Origin of the sequence: Bradyrhizobium sp. Rc3b, assembly GCF_900114915.1 — a bacterium.
In the GTDB taxonomy this organism is placed as follows: Bacteria; Pseudomonadota; Alphaproteobacteria; order Rhizobiales; family Xanthobacteraceae; genus Bradyrhizobium.
The window spans coordinates 232232-256668 of the sequence record NZ_FOUS01000008.1; the positions used below are offsets into that span (position 1 = coordinate 232232).

The following is a 24437-nucleotide window of genomic DNA, read 5'->3' on the forward strand; positions in this document are numbered from 1 at the left end:
GTCCAGAAATCAGGCGAGATGCGCGGTGATGGCGCTGAAGGCGGCGAACCAGCGCTGGTCAATCGGCACGTCCATCGCCTTGGGCTGGGTCGCGAGCTTGACGATGACGGTGTCCGAGTCGAGGTCGACATAGAGGTGCTGGCCGTGAATGCCGATCGCGGTGAGCGCGTTGCGCGACGGATCGATCGTGAACCATTTGCTGCGGTAGCGCGCGCCCGGGAAGAACTCGGCGAGGTCGCCGTCGGCCCAGGCTTTGGGATCGCCGTTCTCGCGGATGTCGTCGATCCACCAGCCCGGCACCACCTGCCGCCCCTCGACCACGCCGCGGCAGCGGATCATCTCGCCGAAACGGATGAGGTCACGCGCGGTGACCGAGATGCCGCCGGCGATGCGGCCCATGCCGTGGCTGTCGAGCGTGAGCGAGCCGTCGTCCTCTGCGCCCAGGGGCTGCCAGAGATAGCCGGAGAGGATGCGATGGTAGGGCATGCCGCAGGCACGCTCATAGACCCAGCCGAGCACCTCGGTGTTGGGCGAGACGTAGTGGAACACCTTGCCGTGTGGCTTACCGGTGCCGCGTAGCGTGGCGAGATAGGCGCGTTGGTGGCCTGCCTCGACGCCCGGCGGCGGCACGTCCCAGCCCGAAGAGAACCGATAGCGCGCAACGTCGCCGGCGGGGTCCTCGTAATCCTCTTCGAACTTGATGGCGACGACCATGTCGAGCAGGTTGCGGACAGTGCAGCCGGCGTAGACCGACGTCTCCAGCTCCGGCACGTAGCGCACCACCCTCGCCTCGGGATCGAGCAGCCCGCGCGCGGCCAGCACGCCGCCGAGCGTGCCGGCGATCGCCTTGCTGATCGAGCAGATCAGATGCGGCGTGGTCACGCTCATGCCATCGCCGTACCATTCGTGGATCAGCGTGCCCCGGTGCATGACGAGGAGCGTATCGGCAAACGTCTCGCGGAGCGTGGCTTCGATCGTGGTCTCTTTGCCATCAGGCGCGGTGAAAGCGAGTTTTGCCAGTTCGCGCGGCGCGCTTCGCATCAGCATCGGCTGGGCCGAGCGGCGGATCTCTGCGGTCGGCAGCACTTCACGGGTGTGGGTAAAGCCCCAGCGGATCGCGGGAAAGCTGCGCCAATTGGCGCGCGTCACCTGCGCCTCGGGCGCGGGCGGGCTGCCGCGCATGATCTCGGTCGGTCGCATCTCGATCCCTCCGCAAAGTGCTGTCCCGGCCGCGATGTCGGAACGGCAGGACCGAAGCCTGCACCGCGGCGCCCTCGGGCGTTATCGAGATCCGGCAATATTTTGCTGGACAGCGCCTATGGCCGTGCCAGTCTGGCGTGGTTCTTGCCCGCTGTCGGGTGGTGAATTTCGACGTGTCGTCATGCCCTTAGGCGCAACTCTTCCGACTCTGGACTCGGCTGTCGGCCTGTTTCAGGCCAGCAGTACCGATGTCGACGAGCATTGCGCTTCGCTCGGTCGCTGGCGGCTCAGCTACGACCAGATCAGCGCCGGAGCCTTCAGGGGCAGCTTCACCCAACTCTCCTTGCCCCAGCTTGACGTCTTCCGCGAGATCACCAGCCAGCAGGTCCGCCAATACGGCCAGCTGGGGGCCGACAGCTTCGGCATCGGTCTGCCCTGGCACGGTGACGGCGAGGTCAATTGCAACGGCGCCAGCGTTGCAGGCGCCCAGGTCATCGCCTGCATCGACGCCGAGGTCGATATGTGCACGCCGAAATCATTCGAGCTGCGCGGTGTTGTCGCCAGCGCGGCGCTGATCGAGGAGCTTGCCGCCCGGCTCGATATCGAGCTGCCGCGCGCGGTCTGGCACCAGTTGCGGGTGATCGAGATGGCGCAGGCACCGGTCGCGCGATTGCGCGCTCACCTTGCCGCGATCCACGAGACCATCTCGACTGCCCCCGAACGGTTCGACGATCCGGCCGTCGGGCAGGCGCTGGAAGACGCCCTTCTCGTCGAGATCATGGACATGCTGCCGACCGCACGCCCCAGCGATCCCGGCCGCAGCGCCGCGGCGCGCAAGCGCACGGTCGATCGTGCGCGGGCGCTGATGCATGGCAGCGGCGATCGCTCGCTCTCGCTGCTGGAGGTCTGCAAGGCGGTCGGCGCCAGCCCGCGCAAGCTCGGCTATTGCTTTCAGGAGGTGTTGAGCACGAGCCCGATGCACTACTGGCGCGCGATGCGGCTGAACCGCGTGCGGCGCGATCTCAAGCGCGCCGGCGGCACCGATGCCTCCGTCTACGACGTCGCCGTGCAGCACGGCTTCTGGCACTTCAGCCAGTTCTCGCTCGACTACAAGCGTCACTTCTCCGAAAAGCCCTCGGAGACACTGCGGCGCGCGAGGTGTACCTGATCCGGCTCAGCGATGCCGCAGCCGGCGGTTGACCCGGCGCGCCAGATAATCGCCGGCGCTCTGGACGAGCTGCACCAGTGCGATCAGCACGACGACGACGGCCAGCATCATCTCCGGCATGAAGCGCTGATAGCCGTAGCGGATGCCGAGATCACCCAAGCCACCGCCACCGACCGCGCCGACCATCGCGGAGTAGCCGAGCAGACTGACCACCGCGAGCGTCAGTGCCAGCAGAAGTCCCGGCAGCGCCTCGGGGATCAGCACCTTGAACACGATCTGCATGGGCGACGCGCCGAACGAGGACGCCGTCTCGATCAGGCCGCCATCGACCTCGCGGATGGCACCTTCGACCAGACGCGCGATGAACGGCGCCGACGCGATCGTCAGCGGCACGATTGCGGCGGTCGATCCGATCGAGGTCCCCGCAACGAAGCGCGTGAACGGGATGATGGCGACGACGAGGATGATGAAGGGCGTGGACCGCGTCGCATTGACGACGATGCCGAGGACGCGATTGACGATGGGAGCTGCGAACAGCTCCCCTTTCCGGCTGGTTGCGAGGAAAACGCCGAGTGGAAGGCCGAAGGCGGTGCCGAGCAGCGCCGCGATGCCGACCATGTACAGGCTCTCGAAGGTGGCCTGGACGATCAGGTTGATGAGTTCAGGCGACATAGCCGAGATGCTCCGCCGGGAATTGATGTTGAAAGAGAAAGGCGAGCGTGCGCGCCGTCGCCTCCGCGCCGCCAGAAATACCGAGAGGAATGCCGAGAACGAGCGAGCCGACATGCTGGCCGCCGATCTCGTCGATGCGTGCCGCCAGCAGCGACACGTCGAGGCCGAGCTCGCGGGCGAGCCGCGCGACCAGGGTGTCGCCGGCCCCTGCCCCGCGCACCCCGAGGCGGATCACGGCCTGCCCGCCGGCGGACGGCTCCGCCACGATCCGGCTCGCCAGCGAGACCGGCAGGCTGTCGCCGGTCACCTCCGCCAGGAAGGATTGCGTGATCGGATGCTTGGGGTGGGTGAAGATGTCCGCGACATGGCCGCTTTCGACCACATGGCCGGCGTCGAGCACCACGACGTCCCGGGCGAGCTGGCGCACCACGGACATTTCGTGGGTGATCAATACGATGGTCACCCCGAGCTCGCGGTTGATGTTGGCGAGCAGATCGAGGATCGCGCGCGTGGTCTGCGGATCGAGTGCCGAAGTCGCCTCGTCCGACAGCAGCACGCTCGGCCGCGTGGCGAGGGCTCGCGCGATGCCGACGCGCTGCTTCTGGCCGCCGGAAAGTTCTGACGGATAGCGGTCGTGCTTGTCGGCGATGCCGACAAGCGCGAGCAGCTCGGCAACGCGGGCCCTGATGTCGGCCTTGGACCAGCCGGCGATCTCAAGCGGCAACGCGATGTTGTCGGCCGCCGTGCGCGACGACAGCAGGTTGAAATGCTGGAAGATCATGCCGATCGAGCGCTGCGCCAGCCGCAGCTCGCGCCCCGCCAGCGCCGAGATATCGCGGCCGTCGACGACGACGCGCCCCGTGGTCGGCTTCTCCAGCCCGTTGATGAGCCGCACCAGGCTCGACTTGCCGGCGCCGGAGCGGCCGATCACGCCGGTGATGGAACCGCGCGGGATCGCGAAGTCGATGTTTTGCAGCGCGTTGACGCCGGGCTTGCCGCGATAGGCCGGATAGGTCTTCGAGATGCCGGCGAAACGGACCATCCCGTCCGGCTCAGCTGCGGCAGGTGAAATCGCTTCACACCTCTCGATCGGCTGTCCGACCGCGAGCGATTGGTGGGCATTCATGGAAGCGGCCTTCATGCACAATAGTTCGCTTGCCCGCCTGCCCTTGGGGCGTACGGGAACCGGGTCGCGTCGAGCGACGGGGTGAAATCGCGGTGAGGGTTCGCGAGGAACGCGCTGCACCGCAGCACGCACCATCGCCCTTTCAGGACTGTGTTGCAATGTCAGATATTTGGAAGGAGTTGGACGAAGTTTTCCCAAACTCTCCCCGAAGAAGAATATTCCTCCACCGGGGCTATCAGCGCCCCACCCGGCTCATCCCATCTGCAACCAGGGCAGCACGATCAGCAGGAGCCCGGCGAAATAGAGCAGCCCGAAGATCAGGCCAAAACCCCAGAATTGGCCCTTTCCGATATAGCCGCTGCCGAAATACATCGGCGCCGGTCCGGTCGCGTAAGGCGAGATCACGCCCATCAGGCCGAGCGAGTACATGCAGAGCATCGCGAGTGTCGTGACCGGCAGATCGGGGATGCCCGATCCGACCGCGAGCACGACGGGCAGCACGGCGGCGGCATGCGAGGTGATGCTTGAGAAGAAATAGTGGATCCAGAAGAACAGCGCGACCAGCAGCAGCATCGCGGTCGACGGCGACAGCCCGGCAAGCGGTTTTGCGTATTCGGTCGCGAACCATTTGATGAAGCCGATCTCGTTGAGGCCGGAGGCCAGCGTCAGCAGCGATGTGAAATAGAAGAACACCTCCCAGGCGCTTTTCTCGCTGACAATGTCGGCAAACTCGATCACGCCGGTCACCAGCATCAGGGAGATCACGATGAACACGACGGTGGTGGCATTGACGAAGTTCGAGCCGAGCACGGGAATGTGGATGTCCGGGCTGGAGCCCGCGATCCACAGGAACATCGCGAGCACGATCAGGCCGAGCATGATCCACTCGTTGCGCGACATCGGGCCCATGGCGCCGAGCTCTTTCGCGGCCCATTCGGAAATCTCAGGGCTGCTTTTCACCTCCGGCCGGCACACCAGATAGCTGAGCAGCGGCACGAGCACCATCAGCAGGATGCCGAGCGGCGCGAAGCCGAGAAACCACTGGCCCCAGCTGACCTCGACCCCGGCGGTCTTCTTGGCGATCGCCAGCGCCGCCGCGTTGGGCGCAAGCGCGGTGAAGAACAGCGAGCTCGTGACGGAGGTCGCGGCAAAGGCGGTCCACATCACATACGTGCCGATCCTGCCGGCGGTCGGCCCCGGCTCGGAGCCATAGATGCGCGGGATGTTGCTGATGATGGGATAGACGATGCCGCCGCTGCGCGCGGTGTTCGACGGCGTCGCCGGCGCGAGCAGGAAGTCGGACATCGCCACGGCATAGCCAAGGCCGAGCGTGTTGCGGCCAAGGCGCTGCACCAGCACCAACGCAATGCGCCGGCCAAGCTGGCTCTTGCGATAGCCGATCGAGAACACGAAGGCGCCGACGATGAGCCAGACCGTGCTCTCGGCAAAGCCCGCCAGCATCCAGCGCAGCGACTTGGTCGGATCGGGGTCGATATAGCCGGCAACGCCCGCGACCGTGAGACCGATGAAGCCGACCGCGCCCACCGGCATCGATTCCAGGATGAGCCCGGTGATGACGGCCGCGAACACGGCGAAATAGTGCCACTGATTGACGTTGAGCCCTGCAGGCACCGGCCACAGATAGATCACCAGCCACACCGCGAGCGGCGCGACCAGTTTCCAGCGAAAGCCTTTCGCCTCCGGCGCCTGCGAGCTAGCAGTCATGGACCCTCCCCTCGATCGTCGTTGCCTGTGCGGCCGGTGCGCCCAGCCTGCTCTTGTCCCTGCGCCGCGTATAGGGACTGCCGGTTGTGCGATCAATGGCCGGGCATAGATCTAGCGCCCCTTGAAGCGCGGCTTGCGGCGGCCCAGGAACGCCTCGACGCCCTCCTTGTGATCTTCGCTGAAGCTGGCGAGCGCGAACTGGTCGACGTCCATGTGGCTGGCGAGATCGTCCAGCGCATGCGCGAGCCGGTTGACGGTCAGCTTCGTCATCGCGACCGAGAGCGGCGGCTGCGCGGCGACCTTCCGGGCGAGATCCATGGCGGCCTCGAAGGCATGGCCGGGATCGACCACCTGCTCCACCAGGCGCCATTCATGGGCCTCATCCGCTGAGATGCGCTCATCAGCCAGGATCACCGCCTGCTTGGTGCGTGCGGGCCCCATCAGATGCAGCATGCGCGGGATGCTCTGCCAGCTCATGTTCATGCCGAGCCCGATTTCCGGCACGCGCAGATGTGCGTCGCGGCCTATGATGCGGAAGTCGAGCGCGACGGCGAGGGCCACACCGCCGCCGACGCAAAAACCCTCGATCGCCGCGATCGTGATCTGCTCCATCTCCTGCCAGGCGTGCGTCAGACGCGGCCCGAGCTTGAGGTGCCGCCGCAGCGTGCCGAGGTCCATCTCCTTGCGCGAGTGCCCCTCGGCGTCCTTGAGGTCGAAGCCGGCGCTGAATGCGCCCGAGCTGCCGGTCAATATGACGACCGACGTCGCGGAATCGTCCTCGAAGCTGCGCGCCGCCGCGGTCAGCTGCCGCAATGCCTCGGGTGACAGTGCATTGATGCCGTCGCCCCGATCGAAGCGCACCACTGCAATCCGCCCCTCGGGCCCGAGGCCCCTTTCGATCTTAACGTAATCCGTCACCAAGGTCTCCCCGTCTGCTCTGCCGCGATGCTAGCCTACATCCGGCCTCACGAATATGGGACCCGGATGCGCCGCGGCGGATACTCGACAGGCCTGGGCCATTGCGCCTATCTTCGACGTCATGAGCCACGATCACGACCATCACCACCGCCACGATCACGACCATTCCGAGCTGTCGGAGACCGAGCTGCGCGTGCGCGCGCTCGAGACGATCCTGACCGAAAAAGGCTATGTCGAGCCGGCCGCGCTCGACGCCATCATCCAGGCCTATGAGACCAAGATCGGCCCGCACAACGGCGCACGCGTCGTCGCCAAGGCCTGGACCGATCCGGCGTTCAGAAAAGCGCTGCTGGAGGACGGCTCCAAGGCGATCGGCACGCTCGGCCATGTCAGCCGCGTCGGCGATCATCTCGTCGTGGTCGAGAACACGCCCGCGCGTCACAACATGGTCGTGTGCACGCTTTGCTCATGCTACCCTTGGGAAATGCTGGGCCTCCCGCCGGTCTGGTACAAGGCGGCGCCCTACCGCTCCCGCGCGGTGAAGGATCCGCGTGGCGTGCTCGCCGATTTCGACGTCAACCTGCCGAAGGACATCGAGATCCGGGTGTGGGATTCCACCGCCGAGACGCGCTTCCTGGTGCTGCCGATGCGCCCCGCGGGCACGGAGGGCTGGAGCGAGGAGCAGCTCGCCGAGCTGGTCACGCGCGATTCCATGATCGGCACCGGCTTTCCCAAATCGCCGGGAGCGCCGTCATGAACGGCGTGCACGACATGGGCGGCATGGACGGTTTCGGCAAGGTCGAGCCGGAGCCGAACGAGCCGATGTTCCATGAGGAGTGGGAGTCCCGCGTACTGGCGATGGTGCGCGCGATGGGCGCGGCCGGCGCCTTCAACATCGACACCTCGCGCTTCTATCGCGAGACGTTGCCTCCGCACGTCTATCTGTCGAGCTCCTACTACAAGAAGTGGTTTCTCGGGCTCGAAGAGATGCTGATCGAGAAAGGCTACCTCACAAGAGAGGAGGTCGCCGCCGGCCACGCGATGCAGCCGGCAAAGGCGCTCAAGCACGGCAGGTTCGATCTCGCCAATGTCGAGCGCATGATGGTGCGCGGCAAGTTCGCCCGCCCTGCCCCGGCGCCGGCAAAATTCAACATCGGCGATCGCGTGCGCGCCAAGAACATCCATCCGGCCACGCACACGCGGCTGCCGCGCTATGTGCGCGGCCATGTCGGCGTGGTCGAGTTGAACCATGGCTGCCACGTGTTTCCGGATTCGGCGGCGATGGAGCTCGGCGAGAACCCGCAATGGCTTTACACGGTGGTGTTTGAGGGCCGCGATCTCTGGGGCGAGGATGGTGATCCCACCTTGAAGGTCTCGATCGACGCGTTCGAGCCCTATCTGGATCCGGCGCAATGAGTGGTACCGCTGCTGCCGCAGCCACCGCGGCCATACCCAGCATTCCCCGCGATGACGACGGCCCGGTGTTCCGCGCGCCCTGGGAAGCGCATGCATTCGCGATGGCGTTGAGCCTGCACGAGCGCGGCGTGTTCACCTGGCCGGAATGGGCAGCCAGCCTGGCCGACGAGATCAAGCGCGCGCAGGCCGCCGGCGATCCTGATACGGGCGAGACCTACTATCTGCACTGGCTCGCCACGCTGGAGGGTCTGGTCGCACGCAAGGGTGTCGCCTCGACGGAGACGCTGCATCGCTACCGCGATGCCTGGGACCACGCGGCGGATAGGACGCCACACGGCAAGCCAATTGAGCTTAAGCCGGAGGATTTTGCGGGGTAGTCAATTGGCGCAATGTTCTGTGGGCGCTGCTGCTCCATCCAGCACTGTCATCACCCGCGAAGGCGGGTGATCCAGTATTCCAGAGACGCTGGAGGGATACGGAGAAGCCGCAGCGTACTGGATTCCCCGCCTTCGCGGGGAATGACAGCGGAGATCGGAGCGCTATTTGCGCCCCACCACGAACTCCCGCCAGCCCTTCGCCCGCAGGCTGCATGCCGGGCATTCCCCGCACCCATAACCCCAATCATGCTGCGCGCCGCGTTCGCCGAGATAGCAGGTGTGGGAGTGCTCGCGGATCAGATCGACCAGCCCGTCGCCGCCGAGATCCTGCGCCAGCTTCCACGTCGCGGCCTTGTCGATCCACATCAACGGCGTGTGCAGCTCGAATTGTCTGGCCATGCCGAGCGACAGCGCGGCCTGCATGGCGCGGATGGTGTCGTCGCGGCAATCGGGATAGCCGGAATAATCGGTCTCGCACATGCCGCCGACGATGTGGGTGATGCCGCGCCGGTAGGCCAGCGCCGCCGCAAAAGTCAGGAACACCAGGTTGCGGCCGGGCACGAACGTATTCGGCAGGCCGTCGGCGCCCATCGCGATCGCGACGTCACGCGTCAGCGCGGTCTCGGACACCGCGGCCAGCGTCGGGATCGACAGCGTATGGCTCTCGCCGAGCTTCGCGGCCCAATCGGCGCGCAGCGCCTTCACCCCGTCGAACAGCCGCTCACGGCAGGCCAGCTCAATGGCATGGCGCTGGCCGTAGTCGAACCCCAGAGTCTCCACGCGCGAAAAACGGCTCAGCGCCCAGGCGAGGCAGGTCGTGGAATCCTGGCCGCCGGAAAACAGCACCAGCGCGGTTTGTGATGAAAATGCGTCACTCATGGCCCGCGCTTTAGCACTGCAGACGCGGCCCGCCAATCGGTGGAAATCGGCCTGTTCCGCCCCGCCGCGCTGGGAACGGCGGGCCGCTTTTGGCATAAGGTTTTGGAGCCAGGAGAGCGCCCCGCAATGACCCCTTCCCGCGACATTTCCCGCCTGATCGAGATCATGGCGGCGCTGCGCACGCCGGTGACCGGCTGCCCCTGGGACCTCGAGCAGGATTTTGCGACCATCGCGCCCTACACGATCGAGGAGGCCTATGAGGTGGTCGACGCCATCACGCGGGGCGATCTCGACGATCTCCGCGAGGAGCTCGGCGATCTGCTGTTGCAGGTCGTGTTCCACGCCCAGATGGCCTCGGAGCAGAATGCTTTTGCGTTCGGCGACGTCGTCGAAGCCATCACCCGGAAAATGATCCGGCGCCATCCCCACGTCTTCGCTGACAAGGACGGCAATCTCGCCTCCTCCCACGTCAAGGAAGTCTGGGACCGCATCAAGGCCGAGGAGAAGGCCGAGCGCGCCGCGCGCCGGCCGCCGGAGCAGGTGCCGACGCACAAATCGCTGCTGTCAGGCGTGAAGGCCGGCCAGCCCGCGCTGACGCGCGCCATGGAGCTGCAGCGCAAGGCCTCCACCGTCGGCTTCGACTGGAACGACCCGCGGGCGGTGCTGCAAAAGATCCGCGAGGAAGCCGACGAGATCGAGGCTGCGCTCGACCGCAACGACAAGCAGGAGATTGCGGAAGAGACCGGCGACCTGATGTTCGCCCTCGTCAACCTCGCCCGCCATGTCGACGCCGATCCGGAGGCCGCATTGCGTGCGACCAACGCAAAATTCGAGCGGCGCTTTGCCTATATCGAGCGGGCGCTGGAAGCGCAGGGCCGCACGCTGGAGCAGGCCTCGCTGGCGGAGATGGACGCGCTGTGGAATGCGGCGAAGGGTGATGAGCAATCGGCGCAGGAACGGCGCAAGGAAGCGAGCCGCTAATTCTGCTGTCGTCCTGGCGAAGGACAATTCGTAGGGTGGGCAAAGGCGCGCACTTCGCGCGCCGTGCCCACGCCTTTCAACAACGGGCAAATGGTGGGCACGGCGCTCACGCGCCTTTGCCCACCCTACGAGGGCTGCGTTTGTCCGAGACGACAGCTGTTACGCAGGAAGGCGCGGCACCGCATCAAACCGCGACACCACGATGTCCCGCTTGGTCTCGTCCACCCGCACGGTCATATCAAAACGGCCGTCGTGCAGCTCTTTCGCCAGCACCTCGGCATTGCGGTGCAGCCAGCTGATGCCGGCGCCGTCGGCGGCGTCGATCGAGAGGTCGAGCGTGGTGCGCTTGGCTGCTAACCGCTGCTCGATCGCGGCGAGCAGCGCGTCGACGCCCTCGCCCGACACGGCGGAGACGAGCATCGCCGGATGATCCTCCGGCCTGCGTGCGGCGATGTTCAGGAGCTCTTCGCGCTGCTCGGAATCGTAGCGGTCGATCTTGTTCCAGACCTCGATAATGCGGCCGGAATCATCGGGGTTGATGCCGAGCTGGCGCAGCACGGCGTCGACGTCGCTCTGCTGCGCCTCGGCATCTTCATGGGATATGTCGCGCACATGCAGGATGACATCGGCCTCCAGCACCTCCTCCAGCGTGGCGCGGAAGGCGGCGACGAGCTGGGTCGGCAGGTTGGAGATGAAACCGACGGTGTCCGACAGCATCGCCTTGCCGCCGTGCGGCAGGTTGAGTGCGCGCAGCGTGGGGTCGAGGGTTGCGAACAGCATGTCGGCGGCCTGCACGTCGGCACGCGTCAGGCGGTTGAACAGCGTCGACTTGCCGGCATTGGTGTAGCCGACCAGCGCGACGACGCGATATGGCACGCGCTGGCGGCCGGCACGATGCAGCCGCCGCGTCGCCTGCACCTTCTTCAACTCGCCCTCGAGCTTGGAGATGCGCTCCTGGATCAGGCGGCGGTCGGCTTCGATCTGGGTCTCGCCGGGACCGCCCATGAAACCGAAGCCGCCGCGCTGGCGCTCCAAATGGGTCCATGAGCGCACCAGGCGTGAGCGCTGGTAGTTGAGATGCGCGAGCTCGACCTGGAGCGAGCCTTCCTTGGTCTTGGCGCGGCGGCCGAAGATTTCCAGGATGAGGCCGGTGCGGTCGAGCACCTTGGCGTGCAATTCCTTCTCGAGATTACGCTGCTGGATCGGCGCCAGCGCGCAGTCCATCACCACGAGCTCGACGTCGAGGCTCTTGGCCAGCGCCGCGATCTCTTCGACCTTGCCCTTGCCGATATAGGTCGCGGGGCGGATCTGGCTGATGGGCGCGACGATGGCGTCGGCAATAACGAGATCAATCGCACGCGCGAGGCCGGCGGCTTCATCGAGCCGGGCCTCGGCGTTGCGCTGGATATGAGTCTCCGATTGCGCGTCGGCACCGCCTGCGCGCACCCGCAAATAGGGGCCGATGACAAGCACCCGCCCCGTCTGCTTAGCCCCTGCCGACCGCGGACGGTCGGCATCCCCGTCGAAATTCCGGGGTTCCAATCAGATCACTCTCAAGCCGGCTGATCCTCGCCGCCTTCGAACAACTGGATCGGCGCACCCGGCATGATGGTCGAGATCGCATGCTTGTAGACGAGCTGCGAATGACCGTCGCGCCGAAGCAGTAGACAGAAATTGTCGAACCAGGTCACGATGCCCTGGAGCTTCACTCCGTTGACCAGAAAGATCGTCAGTGGCGTCTTGGTTTTGCGAACGTGATTAAGGAAGGTGTCCTGTAGGTTTTGTGCGCGGTCTGCCGCCATTGTTTTTTTCTCGCTTTGAGTTTCTTTTTATTGCGCCGGTTGCGGCTCTCTTTGTGAAGTTCGGAGCCTCTCCCGGTTGCCGTTCCTCATGAGATCCCCCTCGGAAGGAACAGCTGTGCAATTAGAGGACAGGTGGACCTATTAGGCAAGCCGCTTCACGCGGCAGCGGGCGCCGTATTGCCCCGAAAAACTACGGAAATCGATGAATTTCCTCGTTTTATTCAAAGGTGTCGCCGCAACGTCGCGGCGTTAGATCTTGTTCTGACGACGTTTTCCCAGTGCGAACCGGTACCCGCTTCGCACCAGCACGCGCTAGCCGACACCGAGCGCTTTCAACTTTCGATGCAGCGCCGACCGTTCCATGCCAACGAACTCGGCTGTGCGAGAAATATTTCCTGAAAAACGGCTGATCTGTGCAATCAAATAGTCGCGCTCGAACACCTCGCGCGCCTCGCGCAGCGGCAGGCCCATGATGTGCTCGCCATTGTTGCTGGTCGGCATCGCCGGCACCATGGAGCCGACGTCCTGCGGCAACATGTCGGCCGTGATGATGACCTCCGGTCCACCGGCGGCGAGAATCATGACTCTTTCAACGTTGTTGCGGAGCTGGCGCACATTGCCCGGCCAGACATGCGATTGCAGCACCGCCATCGCGTCCTGGCCGATCTGCCGCTTGGGCAGGCCGCTACCGGCCGAGATCTGCTCCATGAAATAGTCGATCAGTTCCGGGATGTCCTCGCGCCGCTCCGACAGCGCAGGCACGCGGATCGGCACCACCGAGAGGCGATGATAGAGGTCCTCGCGGAAATGGCCGGCCGCAATCTCCTCTTCGAGATTGCGCGCGGTCGAGGAGATGATGCGGACGTCGACCTGCACCTTGGCGGTGCCGCCGACGCGCTGGAACGATTGCTCCACCAGCACCCGCAGGATCTTGTTCTGGGTCTCACGCGGCATGTCCGCGATCTCGTCGATGAACAGCGTGCCGCCATGGGCTTCCTCGAGCGCGCCGGGCTTGCGCGCCTGTTCGCCGTTGGACTGCTCCACGCCGAACAGCTCGTGCTCCATGCGCTCGGGCGTGATCGCGGCGGCGTTGATGACGACGAAGGGACCGTCGGCGCGGCCCGAGGCCGTATGCAACGTGCGCGCCGTCAATTCCTTGCCGGCGCCGGCGGGGCCGACGATCAGGATGCGGCTGTTGGCCTTGGCCGCGCGCTCGATGGTCTGGCGCAGCTGGTTCATGCTCGGCGAGCGGCCGACGAGCTGGCTTGCGCTCGGCGCCAGCTGCTTCAGCTCCTTGACCTCGCGCTTGAGCCGCGAGTTCTCCAGCGCCCTGGTTGCGACCAGGATCAGCCGGTCGGCCTTGAACGGCTTCTCGATGAAGTCGTAGGCGCCGCGCTTGATCGCGGCCACCGCGGTCTCGATGTTGCCGTGGCCGGAGATCATCACGACCGGCAGGTCGGCATTGTCCTTCTTGACCTGCTCCAGGAGCTGCAAGCCGTCGAGCTTGGAGCCCTGCAGCCAGATGTCGAGGAACACCAGATGCGGCCGCCGGTTGGCGATTTCAGCCAGTGCAGAGTCGCTGTCGCGCGCAGTCCGCGTGACAAAACCCTCGTCCTCGAGAATGCCTGCGACGAGATCCCGAATATCGGCCTCATCATCGACAATCAGAATTTCACTTGCCATGGGTCGCGCCCTGTCTTGTCAGCTGCCTGTTGAGGCTTCGATTTTCGTTGAATCATTGGTCTTTTCAGCGGCCTCTTTGGTTTCGGCCGCCAGCTCTTTTGTTTCCTGCGCCGGGTCCTTGACAGGAGCGCCGGCCTCTTCGCCGGTTGCGTCCTTGACCGCGGCCGCCGGGGCCTGCTCGGCTCCCTCGGACTTCGCCGGCTGGCCGGAGACTGCGAAGCGCATCCGCATCCAGGCGCCGCGCTGGCCCTCGCGGAAGTCGGAAGCATCCTTCAGCTCGATGCGCCCGCCATGGTCTTCCAGCACGCGGCCGACGATCGCAAGGCCAAGGCCGGTGCCTTTGGCACGCGTCGTGACATAGGGCTCGAGCAGCCGCGAGCGCGCGACCTTGGGTAGGCCGATGCCATTGTCGATGACGTCGATCAGAACGTCCTCGCCCTCGCGCGACACGACCACGTCGATGCGGCCTTTGCCCAGCTCCTCCGGCGGGACCTGCTCGATCGCCTCGGTGGCGTTCTTGACGATGTTGGTGACGGCCTGCGAGATCAGCCGCCGGTCGAACTGCGCGCGGAGCGGATCGTCTTTGAATTCGGCCTCGATATCGATCTCGGGATGGGCGACCTTCATCAGGAACACGGCCTGCCGCACGGTATCGGCGACGTCCTCGCCTTCCATCACCGGCTTCGGCATCCGCGCAAAGCGCGAGAACTCGTCGACCATGCGCCTGATGTCGTCGACCTGGCGCACGATGGTGTCGGTGCACTGCTCGAAGATCTGCTTGTCCTTGGCCTCGGTGATGCCCTTGCCGAACTTGCGGCGAATTCGCTCGGCCGAAAGCTGGATCGGCGTCAGCGGATTCTTGATCTCATGCGCGATGCGGCGCGCCACGTCGCCCCAGGCCGAGGTACGCTGCGCCGAGACCAGCTCGGTGATGTCGTCGAGCGTGATGATGTAGCTGTCATGCGGCTGGTTCTTCTCGGCGCTGACGCGGACCGAGAGATTGCGCTCGGTGCCGTCGCGGGTGATCGTGATCTGGCCCTGCACCAGACGCTGGCTCCCTTCCCGCGCCGCCTTCATCATCTCGTCCAGCTCGGGCAGCACGTCGGAGAGCGGATGACCGAGCGTCTCCGCCTCGGAGTGCCCGATCAGCTTCTCGGCCGAGCGGTTCAAAATGCCGACGCTGCCGGAAGCATCGACGCCGATGATGCCGGCGCTTGCGGAGGACAGCACCGCTTCGATGAAGCGACGGCGGCTGTCGATCAGGTCGCTGGCGTTGACGAGCTCATCGCGCTGGCTGCGCAACTCCTGCGTCATCTTGTTGAAGGTCTCGCCTAACTGCGCGAGATCGCCTTCCGACTGGTGCACCGGCACCTGGACATGGAGGTCGCCGGTCGAGACCGTGTGGGCCGCGTTCATCAGCCGCCGGATCGGCGAGACCAGTGAATTGGCGAAGTTCAGGCCGATCAGCACCGAGGCCATCAGGATGGTCAGCGCGATCACGGCGAACATCAGCGCAAAGGCAACCTGGATGCCGAGCCGGCGCGACTCGATCTGGGCGTATTCGGCGACGCTGACCTCGGTCTGCTTGAGCTGATTGACGACGTTCGGATCAAGCGGACGGGCGACATAGAGGAAGGTGTCGCTGAAGGCGCGCAGCCGGATCACCGCGGCCACGAAGCTCGCATCGGGAAGGACCGCGATCTCGGGCTCTGACTCGTTGACGTTGCTGAGGAAGTCGGACGCGGGTGGCGAATAGGCGAGCCGCATGCCGGTGTCGGCGGATTCCAGGATGTTGGTGTTCTTGTCGATGATCATCGCGCCCGGCAGGTTGCGGGAACTGGCGCTGGCGCTCAGCATCTCCCGGAACGAGCGGCGATCCTGGTCGTAGAGCGGCCGGGCATGCGCGATGTCGTTGGCCATGCCGAGAATGTCGCCGCGGATCAGCTGCGCATGGTCCTGCATATAGGCCCGCGCGATCGTCAGCGAATTCTGGATCACCTCTTTGGTCGGGCCGGAGAACAGCCGGTCGAGGCCGCGTTCGATGGTGACGTTGGCGACGACGGCGACCAGCACCGCCGGCAGCACCGCCACGATCGAGAACAGGCTGACGATCTGGACATGGAGCCGCGCCGCCGCCCTGCCCCGCCGCCGCGCCAGAATCAGCTGCCAGAGCTCGCGGATGATGATCCCGACCAGCAACAGGATCGTGGCCGCGTTGGTCAGGTAGATCGAGCGGACCACCGCCGGCGTCGGCTCGATCGTGGTCAGGCCGGTCAGAACCAGGAAGGTCAGGAAGGCCGAGAGCAGCGCCAGCGCCACGGCAAAGGGCGCCAGCCAGCGCCGCGCCGACCAACGCCGGGGCTCTTCCGCTGGTGTCGTGTCAAAGTGTGCGGCCGAGGTGTCTGCGCTGGTCATTCCGGCAATGGTGGTGCTGAAAACGGGTCCGCGATGGGCGGATACTGATGTATTCGTACCACATTGTTGCCGAATTGCGACAATTCCGCGGCGCCCCCGCCGCGGCGGACCGGCGCATCCACAGCTCTGGCGCGGCGCGTGGCACCGGCATCGTCATTCGCGAACGAGGGCGAGCCTTGACGCAGATCAAGAGTGCGCGTGGCTCATGCCCGACCGGAGTTCCACCCATGAAGGCTGTGGCCGTTGAAGAAGCCGTTGCGATGATTCCCGCTGGCGCCAGCGTGATGGTCGGCGGCTTCATGGGTATTGGAACACCGGAGCGCTTGCTCGATGAAATGGTCCGGCAGCAGAAGACCGGATTGTCGGCGATCTGCAACGATGCCGCACTGCCGGGCAAAGGCGTCGGCAAGTTGTTTGACGCATCGCTCGTGTCGCGTCTGACCGCGACGCATGTCGGGCTCAATCCCAAGGCCCAGCAGCAGATGCTGACGAACGAGATCAAGGTCGATCTTGTGCCGTGCTCGGCGGCCTCCAAGTCGACGCGCAGGGCCGCCTCGCCAACTGGATGATCCCCGGCAAGATGGTGCCCGGCATGGGCGGGGCGATGGACCTCGTCAGCGGCGCCAGGCGCGTCATCGTCGCCATGCAGCATGCGGCCAGGGGCAAGTCGAAGATCGTCGCCCAATGCACCCTGCCCCTGACCTCGGCGCGGTCGGTCGATCTCGTCGTCACGGACATGGCCGTGATCGGCTTCTCCGGCGGCAGGGCGACGCTGCTGGAGACCGCGCCCGGGGGCAGTGTCGGCGACGTCATGGCGCTCACGGAAGCCGAGCTGGCTCTTCCCGACAACGTCCCGGAAATGAACGTCTGATCCGTCGGCGGCCTCAATCGATGATGTGATAGCCGCCGTCGATATAGAGCACGCCGCCCGTGATCAGCTTGGCGCCGTCGAGCGCGAGGAACGCGGTGGCGTTCCCGACATCGTCGATGCTGACGAGACTGCGCGCCGGCGCCTTCGACTGCGCCTTGTCCATGAGCTCATCGAACTCGGGAATCCCCGAAGCCGCGCGGGTGGCCAGCGGGCCCGGCGAGATCGCGTGCACGCGAATGCCCTTCGGGCCGAGCTCCGCGGCGATATAGCGGACCGAGGCTTCCAGCGCGGCTTTCGCGACACCCATCACGTTGTAATTCTCCACCACCATCTGGCTGCCGTAATAGGTCATGGTGAAAAGCGTGCCGCCGTTCTTCATCAGCGGCTCGGCGAGATGAGCCATCCGCAAGAACGACCAGCATGAGACATCCATGGTCTTGAGGAAGCCGTCACGGCCGACGTCGACGACACGGCCGTGCAGCGCTTCCTTCGGCGAGAAGGCGATGGAATGAAGCATGAAATCGAGCTGCCCCCATTCCGACGCGATGCGCTCGAACACCGCCTCGGTCTGCCCTTCGGCCATCACGTCCAGCGGCATGAAGATCGGCGCTTCCAGCGCCTGCGCCAGCGGCTCGACATGCTTTTTGGCGCGGTCGTTCAGATAGGTCACCGCGAGATCAGCCCCCAGTGCACGAAACGCGCGCGCACATCCCCAGGCGATCGACTGGTCGTTGGCGATGCCGACGATCAGTCCCTTCTTTCCCTTCAGGGCCACCTTGCTGTCCGGAAATACTGGGATCATGACACCCTCTTAGGTCTCGTGTTGATCAACTGACCGTCCATCAATAGCGATAGCGTGTGCTGTGCGATCATCAGCTCCTCGTCGGTCGGAATGACGTAGACGGGGACGCGGCTGTCGGCTGCCGAGATCAGGGGCGCATGGCGGGCGTTCTCACCGGCATCAAGGCGGACGCCGAGCCAACCGAGCTGCTCGGCGATACGTGCGCGGATCGATACCGAGTTCTCCCCGATACCGGCAGTGAAGACGAAGGCATCCAGGCCCTGCAAGGCCGCGGCCAGCATGCCCGCGTTGAGGCCGATCCGATAGACGAAATGGTCGATTGCGAGCCGCGCACGCGGATCGGTGCTCGCTTCCAGCTCGCGCATGTCGTTGCTGACGCCGGAAAGCCCCTTCAGACCGCAGTCCCGATAGAGAAAGTCCTGCACCTTCGCGGCCGGCATGCCCTTCTCGGCGATGAGATAGAGGATGACCCCGGGATCGATCTGCCCCGGACGCGTTCCCATCGGCAGCCCGTCGAGCGCCGTGAAGCCCATGGTACTCTCGACGCTGCGTCCCTCCTTGATCGCGCACATCGAGGCGCCGCTGCCGAGATGGGCAACGATGACCCGCCCCTTGGCGATCTCAGGCGCCACACCGGGCAGCGTCCGGGCGATGTATTCGTAGGAGAGCCCGTGAAAACCGTAGCGCCGCACACCCTCGGCATAGAGCTGCTGCGGAATCGCATAGTGATCGGCGACGAGATCATGCGTGCGGTGAAATGCCGTGTCGAAGCACGCCACCTGCGGCAGCCCAGGGAAATTCGCGAGCAGCGAGCGGATCGGCGCGAGATTGTGCGGCTGATGCAGCGGCGCCAAGTTGACAAGGCGTTCGAGGCGGGAGACGACGCCGTGGTCGATCAGGACCGGGCGGACATGGTCCGGCCCGCCATGAACGACGCGATGACCGACCGCGATCGGCGTAATCAGAAGCTCGTCGCGCAGCCAGTTGCCGGCAACCGACATGGCGGCGGGCACATCGGGCACAGCTTCAACCGAATAGGCGCGATCGGCCAGCGCATCGCCGCTCGCACCGCTGGCGCGCAGGCGCGGGCGGCTGCCGATGCCATCCATTTGTCCCTTGATCTGACGCCGGAGCGCACCGTCGCCCAACGCCGAATAGACCTGAAACTTGACGCTCGAAGAGCCGGCATTGACGACCAGGATCGTGTCCATGGCGATCACGCGGCCACTGACGGCGCCTTCTGGCGCCGGGCGCGCGCGTAGAGCGCCGCCACCGCACACGAGGCCATGCGCGCACGCGGTGTATCGGCGCGCGACGTCAGGACGACGGGTACCCGCGCGCCAAGAACAATGCCGGCACCATCCGCCTTGGCGAAATAGGCGAGATTCTTGGCCAGCATGTTGCCGGACTCCAGATCTGGAACGACCAGGATCTGTGCGCGGCCGGCGACCTCGGACTCGATGCCCTTGATGCGTGCCGCTTCCGGGTCGATGGCGTTGTCGAACGCCAGGGGACCGTCGAGCACGCCGCCGCTGATCTGGCCGCGATCGGCCATCTTGCACAGGGCGGCGGCTTCGATGGTCGAGGGAATTTTGGACGTCACGGTCTCGACCGCCGACAGGATCGCCACGCGCGGCGTTTGGCCAAACCCGGCGTGATTGTAGAGATCGATCGCGTTCTGGATGATGTCGCGCTTGGCATCGAGATCGGGAAAGATGTTGATCGCGGCGTCGGTGACGAAAATCGTCTCGGCATAGGCCGGGACATCCATGACGAAGACATGGCTGATGCGCCGATCCGTGCGCAGGCCGCCGGTCTTTGCCGTGACCGCGCGCATCAACTCGTCGGTGTGAAGGCTGCCCTTCATCAACAGCTCGCCTCTGGCGGCATGGATGAGCTCGACGCCCTTGGCCGCGGCGTCGTCACTATGGGCGGCATCCACGATCTCGAAGCTTGATACGTCCAGATCGAACCTCGCGGCGGTGTCTCTGATCTTCCCTTCCGGCCCGACCAGGATCGGTCGAATGATCCCCGCGCTGGCGCTGTCGACCGCCCCGCGTAGCGAGGTCTCGTCGCAGGGGTGCACGACGACCGTCGGTGTCGGAGGCGCAGCCCTCGCCGCCGCGATTAGCCGGTCGTACTTGCCGCCGGTTTCGTGCGTCATATCGGTCGACATCAGGTCACTCCCGCTTTCGTCAACCACGCTACGACGCTCTTGCCTGGGGATCGAATGGCGCGACGTTCGACGTCATCTCGCCCTCTCCGTCCAGGCCAAATAACTCGGCGACTCGCCTCAGGCGATTGGCGCGCTCGCCGGTGATGTCCGCGCTTGCCGAGAGCACCTCGCACATCGCCTCGAAGGCCGCGCGCCGCTGGTTCATGTCCTCGGGCAACAACCTTGGAATGGCCGCCAAGGCGCCCTCGCGGTCGAGCAGCAGCATGAAGAACTGCTCGCGTACCAGCATCTTGAATGCGGACAGGGTCATCCGGGAGCCGGCATGGTCGCGCCTAACCTGGCGCAGCGCCTCGATGCTGCGCTCGTCCACCATGCCGCGCGCGGAGCCGACATAGAGCAGCGCGCGGATAGCAGCCTCCCGCAGGCCACCGTCACCAATCTTCGCCCTCAACTCCGCAATCCTGCTTTCGAGCATGGCGCGATGCTCGTCCGACATCTCACGGCGCCGCGTTGACTCGGCGTTGGGGTCGATGCCGACAGCGGCCTGGAGCGCAGGTGAGCCATAGACGTTGAGGAAGACGGTCTCGCTCAGCGCCTCCTGGGCATCGCGCCAGCTGTCGAGCGCATGCACAATCTGCTTCGACACATGCTCCTGGAAGGCCAGGAACGGATTGTCTTGCGACACCGGCCTGCGCTTCTCTTCGGCGCGATCGGCCGCCGCCTTCACCATGGACATCCATGGATTCTGACTGCTGAAAGCCTCATATTGCATGCGTAGCGGATGCATCTCGCGCGCCCAGTTGGCCGCCTGTGGCGTCACCATCTTCTTGATCCAGGGCTGCACGAATTTCTGATAGGCTGCAAGATTGAGCTCCGAGATGCGCTTGGCGGTGGCGAACCGCCGCTCATCCTCGGGGGAATTGCCACCCATGGCCCGGATGTCGTCGAGCGTACGGGCCTCGCAACGCATTACCCATTGTCCCGTTGCAAGGTCGGCGTTGAGCGTCTCGCTGCCCCTCGCCTCGAACGTCGCCTCGTAGAGCCCGGGCGGGAGCACGTCGATCAGATCGATGTTGCTGGAGAACTCGGAATGCTCTTTCTTGGCGACGCCTCCGGACACGAAGATCCCGAGATGACCGATGCTTTCGTGGATGGTGTAAACGATGGTCTGGCCATATGCCCTGATCTCATTGACGTCGGCGTAGCAGTCGCAAATCCAGTCCAGCGCCTGCTGCGGCGGGGTGACGTTGTCGCCCTTGGAGCAGAACACCACGATCGGCGAGCGGATATTGCGCAGGTCGACCTTCTCCCCGTCCGACATTTCGATCCGGCCGGCGGCGAGGTTGTTGCCGATGAACAGCTCATCGACGATGAACTGGATCTCCTCGGCGTTGAGATTGACGTGCCCGCCCCACCAGCGTTCGAAGTCGAGATAGCGCTCGGCCTCGGTGTCGACTTTGGAATAGACGTTGTATTGCTTGGTCCAGAGCGTGTTCGAGGGGTTCTGGTTCTCGAAATTCTGCACCAGCCAGGCGCCGTCGAACTTGCCGGCACCGAGATCGCTCGTCAGCGCCGTCAGCCAGCTTCCGCCCAAGAGGCCGCCGGAATAGCGCATCGGATATTTGCCATGCACGCCCGCCCAATAAGCGAGCGGCGCGCCGGCGATGATCAGCGGTCCGAACAGCTCCGGCCGTAGCGACGCCAGGATCATGATCGCCCAGCCGGCCTGACAATTGCCGATGACGCAAGGCTTGCCGTCGGCGTCGGGGTGACGGCTGATGACAGTTTCAAGAAACTTCGCTTCGGCTCGCGCAATGCGCTCGATCGTCTGGCCGGGCATGGGTTCGGGCAGAAACCCGATGAAGTAGCAGGGATGTCCCGCCTGCATCGCGACACCGATTTCGCTGTCCGCCTTGAAGCCGCCGATGCCGGGACCATGGCCGGCGCGCGGATCGACGACGACGAACGGCCGCCGCCTCATGTCGATCGCGACATTCTTGGGCGGGATGATGCGTACGAGCGCGTAGTTGACACGCTCGTCGAGTTTGCGGCCGTCCGTGATCAACTCGGCGGCATATTGCAGCACATGCGGCGCGGTCAGCGCGAGGTGCTCGCGATATCGGTCGCCGCGCTGGCGCATGATGTCCAGAAACAACACGCTCCGCTGTCCGGCATCGACCAGATACTCCACGGCGGAGGCGACTAACTCCGACATGGGACCGGCAGACGGCTTCAGATTTTCCATCGCAATCTGACCTCGTTGTGTGCGAGGCCACTCAAGGAGAGATGTCACCGGTGACGTTGACATAGGTCAACGGTCAGCGGTTTCCGGCATAGCGGGACGCCAGATCTTGGAACCTTCTAGAGGTAGATCGATAATGTCAGACGGGGGAACTGTTTCCGGCCATTCGGGCTTGACATGGCATGGATAGGTTCTTCCTCGCGATAATGGTTTCTGCCGTTCTGCTGCTGATCGTGGCGTCCGATCTGCTGGTCAACGGTCCTGGTCTGCAGGAGCCGACGACAGACGTAGCGCGCCTGATGCCGTCGACCGAGCGACTGTTCAGGTGATGGATCGCGGTCGCGGGCGACTGAATGCCTCACCCTTGTGTGACCGCGGAACATGTGTGACCGCGGAACATTTCGGCCCCATTCCGACTTCTGCTCACCGCGTCAGCCAAAACGGCCAGCGCGATCCGGACAGGCTCAGCTCCGCTTTGGTAGGGGGAGCTGAGCCACCGTCCGCGTAAACGCGTTTAGCGTTTGTCGCGAGGGAACTAGCCCCCGCTCCGATAGACCTGGATGTCGAGATCCCGGATCTTCTTGCGCAGCGTGTTGCGGTTGAGGCCGAGCAGGTCGGCGGCGCGGATCTGGTTGCCGCGGGTGGCGGCGAGCGCGGCCGTGAGCAGCGGCACCTCGATCTCCTTGAGGATGCGGTGATAGAGGCCGGGCGGCGGCACGCCGTTGGGAAAGCCCTGGAAGTGCGAGGACAGATAGGCCTCCACTGCGCCGCCGAGATTGTCGACGCCCTGCTGGACCGCGGCGCCCGGGCTGACCGAGGGCGGCGCGAGCTCGCCATCGATGACGGAAGCCGTGATCACGTCCTGCGGATAGAGCGCGGCGAGGCGCCGGGCGAGGTTTTCCAGCTCGCGGACGTTGCCGGGCCAGCGGTGCTGCTTCAGCCGCTCCAGCGCCAGCACGTCGAGCTTCTTGGGTGGCAGGCCGTCCTTCTCGGCCAGCGCGAAGAAGTGACGGATGAGATCGGGCAAATCCTCGATGCGCTCGCGGAGCGGCGGCAGCCGCAGCGGCACGACGTTGAGGCGGAAGAACAAATCTTCCCGGAACAGGCCCTGCTGGATCAGGACGCGCAGATCCTTGTTGGAGGCCGCGACGATACGCACATCGGTCTTGATCGGGGTGCGGCCGCCGACGGTGGTGTATTCGCCCTGCTGCAGCACGCGCAGCAATCGCGTCTGCGCCTCCATCGGCATGTCGCCGATTTCGTCGAGAAACAGCGTGCCGCCCTCGGCCTGCTCGAACCGGCCGGAGGCGCGCGTGTTGGCGCCGGTGAAGGCCCCGCGTTCATGGCCGAACAGTTCGGATTCGATGAGGTCGCGCGGGATCGCCGCCATGTTGACCGCGACGAACGGGCCGTTGCGGCGCTTGCCGTAATCGTGCAGCGCGCGCGCCACCAGTTCCTTGCCGGTGCCGGACTCGCCCGTGATCATCACGGTGAGATCGGTCTGCATCAGCCGCGCCAGCACGCGGTAGATTTCCTGCATCGCCGGAGAGCGGCCGACCAGCGGGATCGCCTCCATCTCGGCGTCCTCATCGGGGGTCGAGACCCGCTCCTTCGGCTCGGCCAGCGCGCGGCCGACGATGGCAATCAGCTCCTTCAGGTCGAACGGCTTCGGCAGATATTCGTACGCCCCGCGCTCGGAGGCGCGGATCGCCGTCATGAAGGTGTTCTGCGCGCTCATGACGATGACGGGCAGATTCGGCCGCATCTTCTTGATCCGCGGCAAGAGGTCGAAGGCGTTTTCGTCCGGCATCACCACGTCGGTGATGACGAGATCGCCCTCCCCCTGGCTGACCCAGCGCCACAGCGTTGCGGCATTGCCGGTCAGCCGCACTTCGTAGCCGGCGCGGGACAGTGCCTGATTGAGAACGGTGCGGATGGCGGTATCGTCATCTGCTACGAGAATGCTACCTGCGGGCATCGTTAA

The 24437-nt window shown here is 65.1% G+C and carries 21 protein-coding genes and 1 pseudogene; 7 read left to right on the forward strand and 15 right to left on the reverse strand.

The window, feature by feature from the left end:
- Positions 1–9: 9 nt before the first annotated feature.
- On the reverse strand, positions 10–1200 hold the full coding sequence (locus tag BM190_RS20385; RefSeq protein ID WP_092258212.1) for a serine hydrolase domain-containing protein: 1191 nt from the start codon (positions 1198–1200) through the stop codon (positions 10–12).
- 181 nt (positions 1201–1381) lie between these two features.
- On the opposite strand from BM190_RS20385, the gene BM190_RS20390 reads away from it, so the two are divergent.
- Positions 1382–2368, forward strand: coding sequence for a helix-turn-helix domain-containing protein (locus BM190_RS20390; protein ID WP_092258215.1), 987 nt, complete (start codon positions 1382–1384; stop codon positions 2366–2368).
- Positions 2369–2374: 6 nt separating this feature from the next.
- On the opposite strand, the gene BM190_RS20395 is transcribed toward BM190_RS20390, so the two are convergent.
- The 4 genes from BM190_RS20395 to BM190_RS20410 all read right to left on the reverse strand — a co-directional run bounded on the left by BM190_RS20395 (position 2375) and on the right by BM190_RS20410 (position 6809).
- Entirely contained in the window at positions 2375–3040 is a 666-nt protein-coding gene (locus BM190_RS20395; RefSeq protein WP_092258218.1) for a methionine ABC transporter permease, read from the reverse strand.
- Positions 3030–4181 carry a methionine ABC transporter ATP-binding protein gene (locus tag BM190_RS20400; RefSeq protein ID WP_177237176.1) on the reverse strand — a complete coding sequence of 384 codons (1152 nt, stop codon included), beginning with the start codon at positions 4179–4181 and terminating at the stop codon, positions 3030–3032. The genes BM190_RS20395 and BM190_RS20400 overlap by 11 nt, the downstream gene beginning before the upstream one ends.
- A gap of 237 nt (positions 4182–4418) precedes the next feature.
- Entirely contained in the window at positions 4419–5891 is a 1473-nt protein-coding gene (locus tag BM190_RS20405; RefSeq protein WP_092258224.1) for a DASS family sodium-coupled anion symporter, read from the reverse strand.
- A 111-nt stretch (positions 5892–6002) separates the two neighbouring features.
- Positions 6003–6809 carry an enoyl-CoA hydratase/isomerase family protein gene (locus tag BM190_RS20410; RefSeq protein ID WP_092258624.1) on the reverse strand — a complete coding sequence of 269 codons (807 nt, stop codon included), beginning with the start codon at positions 6807–6809 and terminating at the stop codon, positions 6003–6005.
- Between the two features lie 121 nt (positions 6810–6930).
- Between BM190_RS20410 and nthA the strand changes: the two genes are divergently transcribed.
- Genes nthA through BM190_RS20425 form a run of 3 tightly spaced genes read left to right on the forward strand, consistent with a single transcriptional unit; the run spans position 6931 to position 8602 of the window.
- Positions 6931–7566 (forward strand): nitrile hydratase subunit alpha, encoded by a 636-nt coding sequence (gene nthA / locus BM190_RS20415; protein WP_092258227.1) that lies wholly within the window; start codon positions 6931–6933, stop codon positions 7564–7566.
- Complete coding sequence (nthB, locus tag BM190_RS20420; protein WP_092258230.1) at positions 7563–8225, forward strand: nitrile hydratase subunit beta; 663 nt, start codon at positions 7563–7565, stop codon at positions 8223–8225. Before nthA ends, nthB begins: the two co-directional genes overlap by 4 nt.
- Positions 8222–8602, forward strand: a complete 381-nt coding sequence (locus BM190_RS20425; RefSeq protein ID WP_092258233.1) for a nitrile hydratase accessory protein — start codon at positions 8222–8224, stop codon at positions 8600–8602. Before nthB ends, BM190_RS20425 begins: the two co-directional genes overlap by 4 nt.
- A gap of 162 nt (positions 8603–8764) precedes the next feature.
- Here the strand turns inward: BM190_RS20425 and queC are convergent, their stop codons facing one another.
- A complete protein-coding gene (gene queC / locus BM190_RS20430) occupies positions 8765–9481 on the reverse strand; it encodes a 7-cyano-7-deazaguanine synthase QueC (RefSeq protein WP_092258236.1) in 717 nt (238 codons plus the stop codon).
- A 126-nt stretch (positions 9482–9607) separates the two neighbouring features.
- On the opposite strand from queC, the gene mazG reads away from it, so the two are divergent.
- Positions 9608–10462 (forward strand): nucleoside triphosphate pyrophosphohydrolase, encoded by an 855-nt coding sequence (mazG, locus tag BM190_RS20435; RefSeq protein WP_092258239.1) that lies wholly within the window; start codon positions 9608–9610, stop codon positions 10460–10462.
- A 159-nt stretch (positions 10463–10621) separates the two neighbouring features.
- Here the strand turns inward: mazG and hflX are convergent, their stop codons facing one another.
- The 4 genes from hflX to BM190_RS20455 all read right to left on the reverse strand — a co-directional run bounded on the left by hflX (position 10622) and on the right by BM190_RS20455 (position 16362).
- Positions 10622–12004 carry a GTPase HflX gene (gene hflX / locus BM190_RS20440; RefSeq protein WP_177237177.1) on the reverse strand — a complete coding sequence of 461 codons (1383 nt, stop codon included), beginning with the start codon at positions 12002–12004 and terminating at the stop codon, positions 10622–10624.
- An 11-nt stretch (positions 12005–12015) separates the two neighbouring features.
- Positions 12016–12264: an RNA chaperone Hfq gene (gene hfq / locus BM190_RS20445; protein WP_007591126.1), complete on the reverse strand. Its 249-nt coding sequence runs from the start codon at positions 12262–12264 to the stop codon at positions 12016–12018.
- 312 nt (positions 12265–12576) lie between these two features.
- On the reverse strand, positions 12577–13947 hold the full coding sequence (gene ntrX / locus BM190_RS20450; RefSeq protein WP_018320442.1) for a nitrogen assimilation response regulator NtrX: 1371 nt from the start codon (positions 13945–13947) through the stop codon (positions 12577–12579).
- 18 nt (positions 13948–13965) lie between these two features.
- Positions 13966–16362: a sensor histidine kinase gene (locus BM190_RS20455; RefSeq protein ID WP_018320441.1), complete on the reverse strand. Its 2397-nt coding sequence runs from the start codon at positions 16360–16362 to the stop codon at positions 13966–13968.
- A 260-nt stretch (positions 16363–16622) separates the two neighbouring features.
- Here BM190_RS20455 and BM190_RS41160 point away from each other — a divergent pair.
- Positions 16623–17233, forward strand: a pseudogene (locus BM190_RS41160) (CoA-transferase).
- A 13-nt stretch (positions 17234–17246) separates the two neighbouring features.
- Here the strand turns inward: BM190_RS41160 and fabI are convergent.
- The 4 genes from fabI to BM190_RS20485 are packed head-to-tail and all read right to left on the reverse strand — an operon-like array spanning position 17247 to position 22456.
- Positions 17247–18035, reverse strand: a complete 789-nt coding sequence (gene fabI / locus BM190_RS20470) for an enoyl-ACP reductase FabI (RefSeq protein ID WP_092258245.1) — start codon at positions 18033–18035, stop codon at positions 17247–17249.
- Positions 18032–19246 (reverse strand): acetate/propionate family kinase, encoded by a 1215-nt coding sequence (locus BM190_RS20475; protein WP_092258249.1) that lies wholly within the window; start codon positions 19244–19246, stop codon positions 18032–18034. Before BM190_RS20475 ends, fabI begins: the two co-directional genes overlap by 4 nt.
- Positions 19247–19251: 5 nt before the next feature.
- Positions 19252–20211: a phosphate acetyltransferase gene (locus BM190_RS20480; protein WP_092258627.1), complete on the reverse strand. Its 960-nt coding sequence runs from the start codon at positions 20209–20211 to the stop codon at positions 19252–19254.
- Positions 20212–20239: 28 nt separating this feature from the next.
- A complete protein-coding gene (locus tag BM190_RS20485; RefSeq protein WP_177237178.1) occupies positions 20240–22456 on the reverse strand; it encodes a DUF3141 domain-containing protein in 2217 nt (738 codons plus the stop codon).
- Between the two features lie 179 nt (positions 22457–22635).
- Between BM190_RS20485 and BM190_RS40545 the strand changes: the two genes are divergently transcribed.
- A complete protein-coding gene (locus BM190_RS40545) occupies positions 22636–22782 on the forward strand; it encodes a hypothetical protein (RefSeq protein ID WP_177237179.1) in 147 nt (48 codons plus the stop codon).
- A 206-nt stretch (positions 22783–22988) separates the two neighbouring features.
- Here BM190_RS40545 and ntrC read toward each other — a convergent pair whose 3' ends face one another.
- Positions 22989–24431 carry a nitrogen regulation protein NR(I) gene (gene ntrC / locus BM190_RS20490; RefSeq protein ID WP_028144677.1) on the reverse strand — a complete coding sequence of 481 codons (1443 nt, stop codon included), beginning with the start codon at positions 24429–24431 and terminating at the stop codon, positions 22989–22991.
- Between the last annotated feature and the right edge of the window lie 6 nt (positions 24432–24437).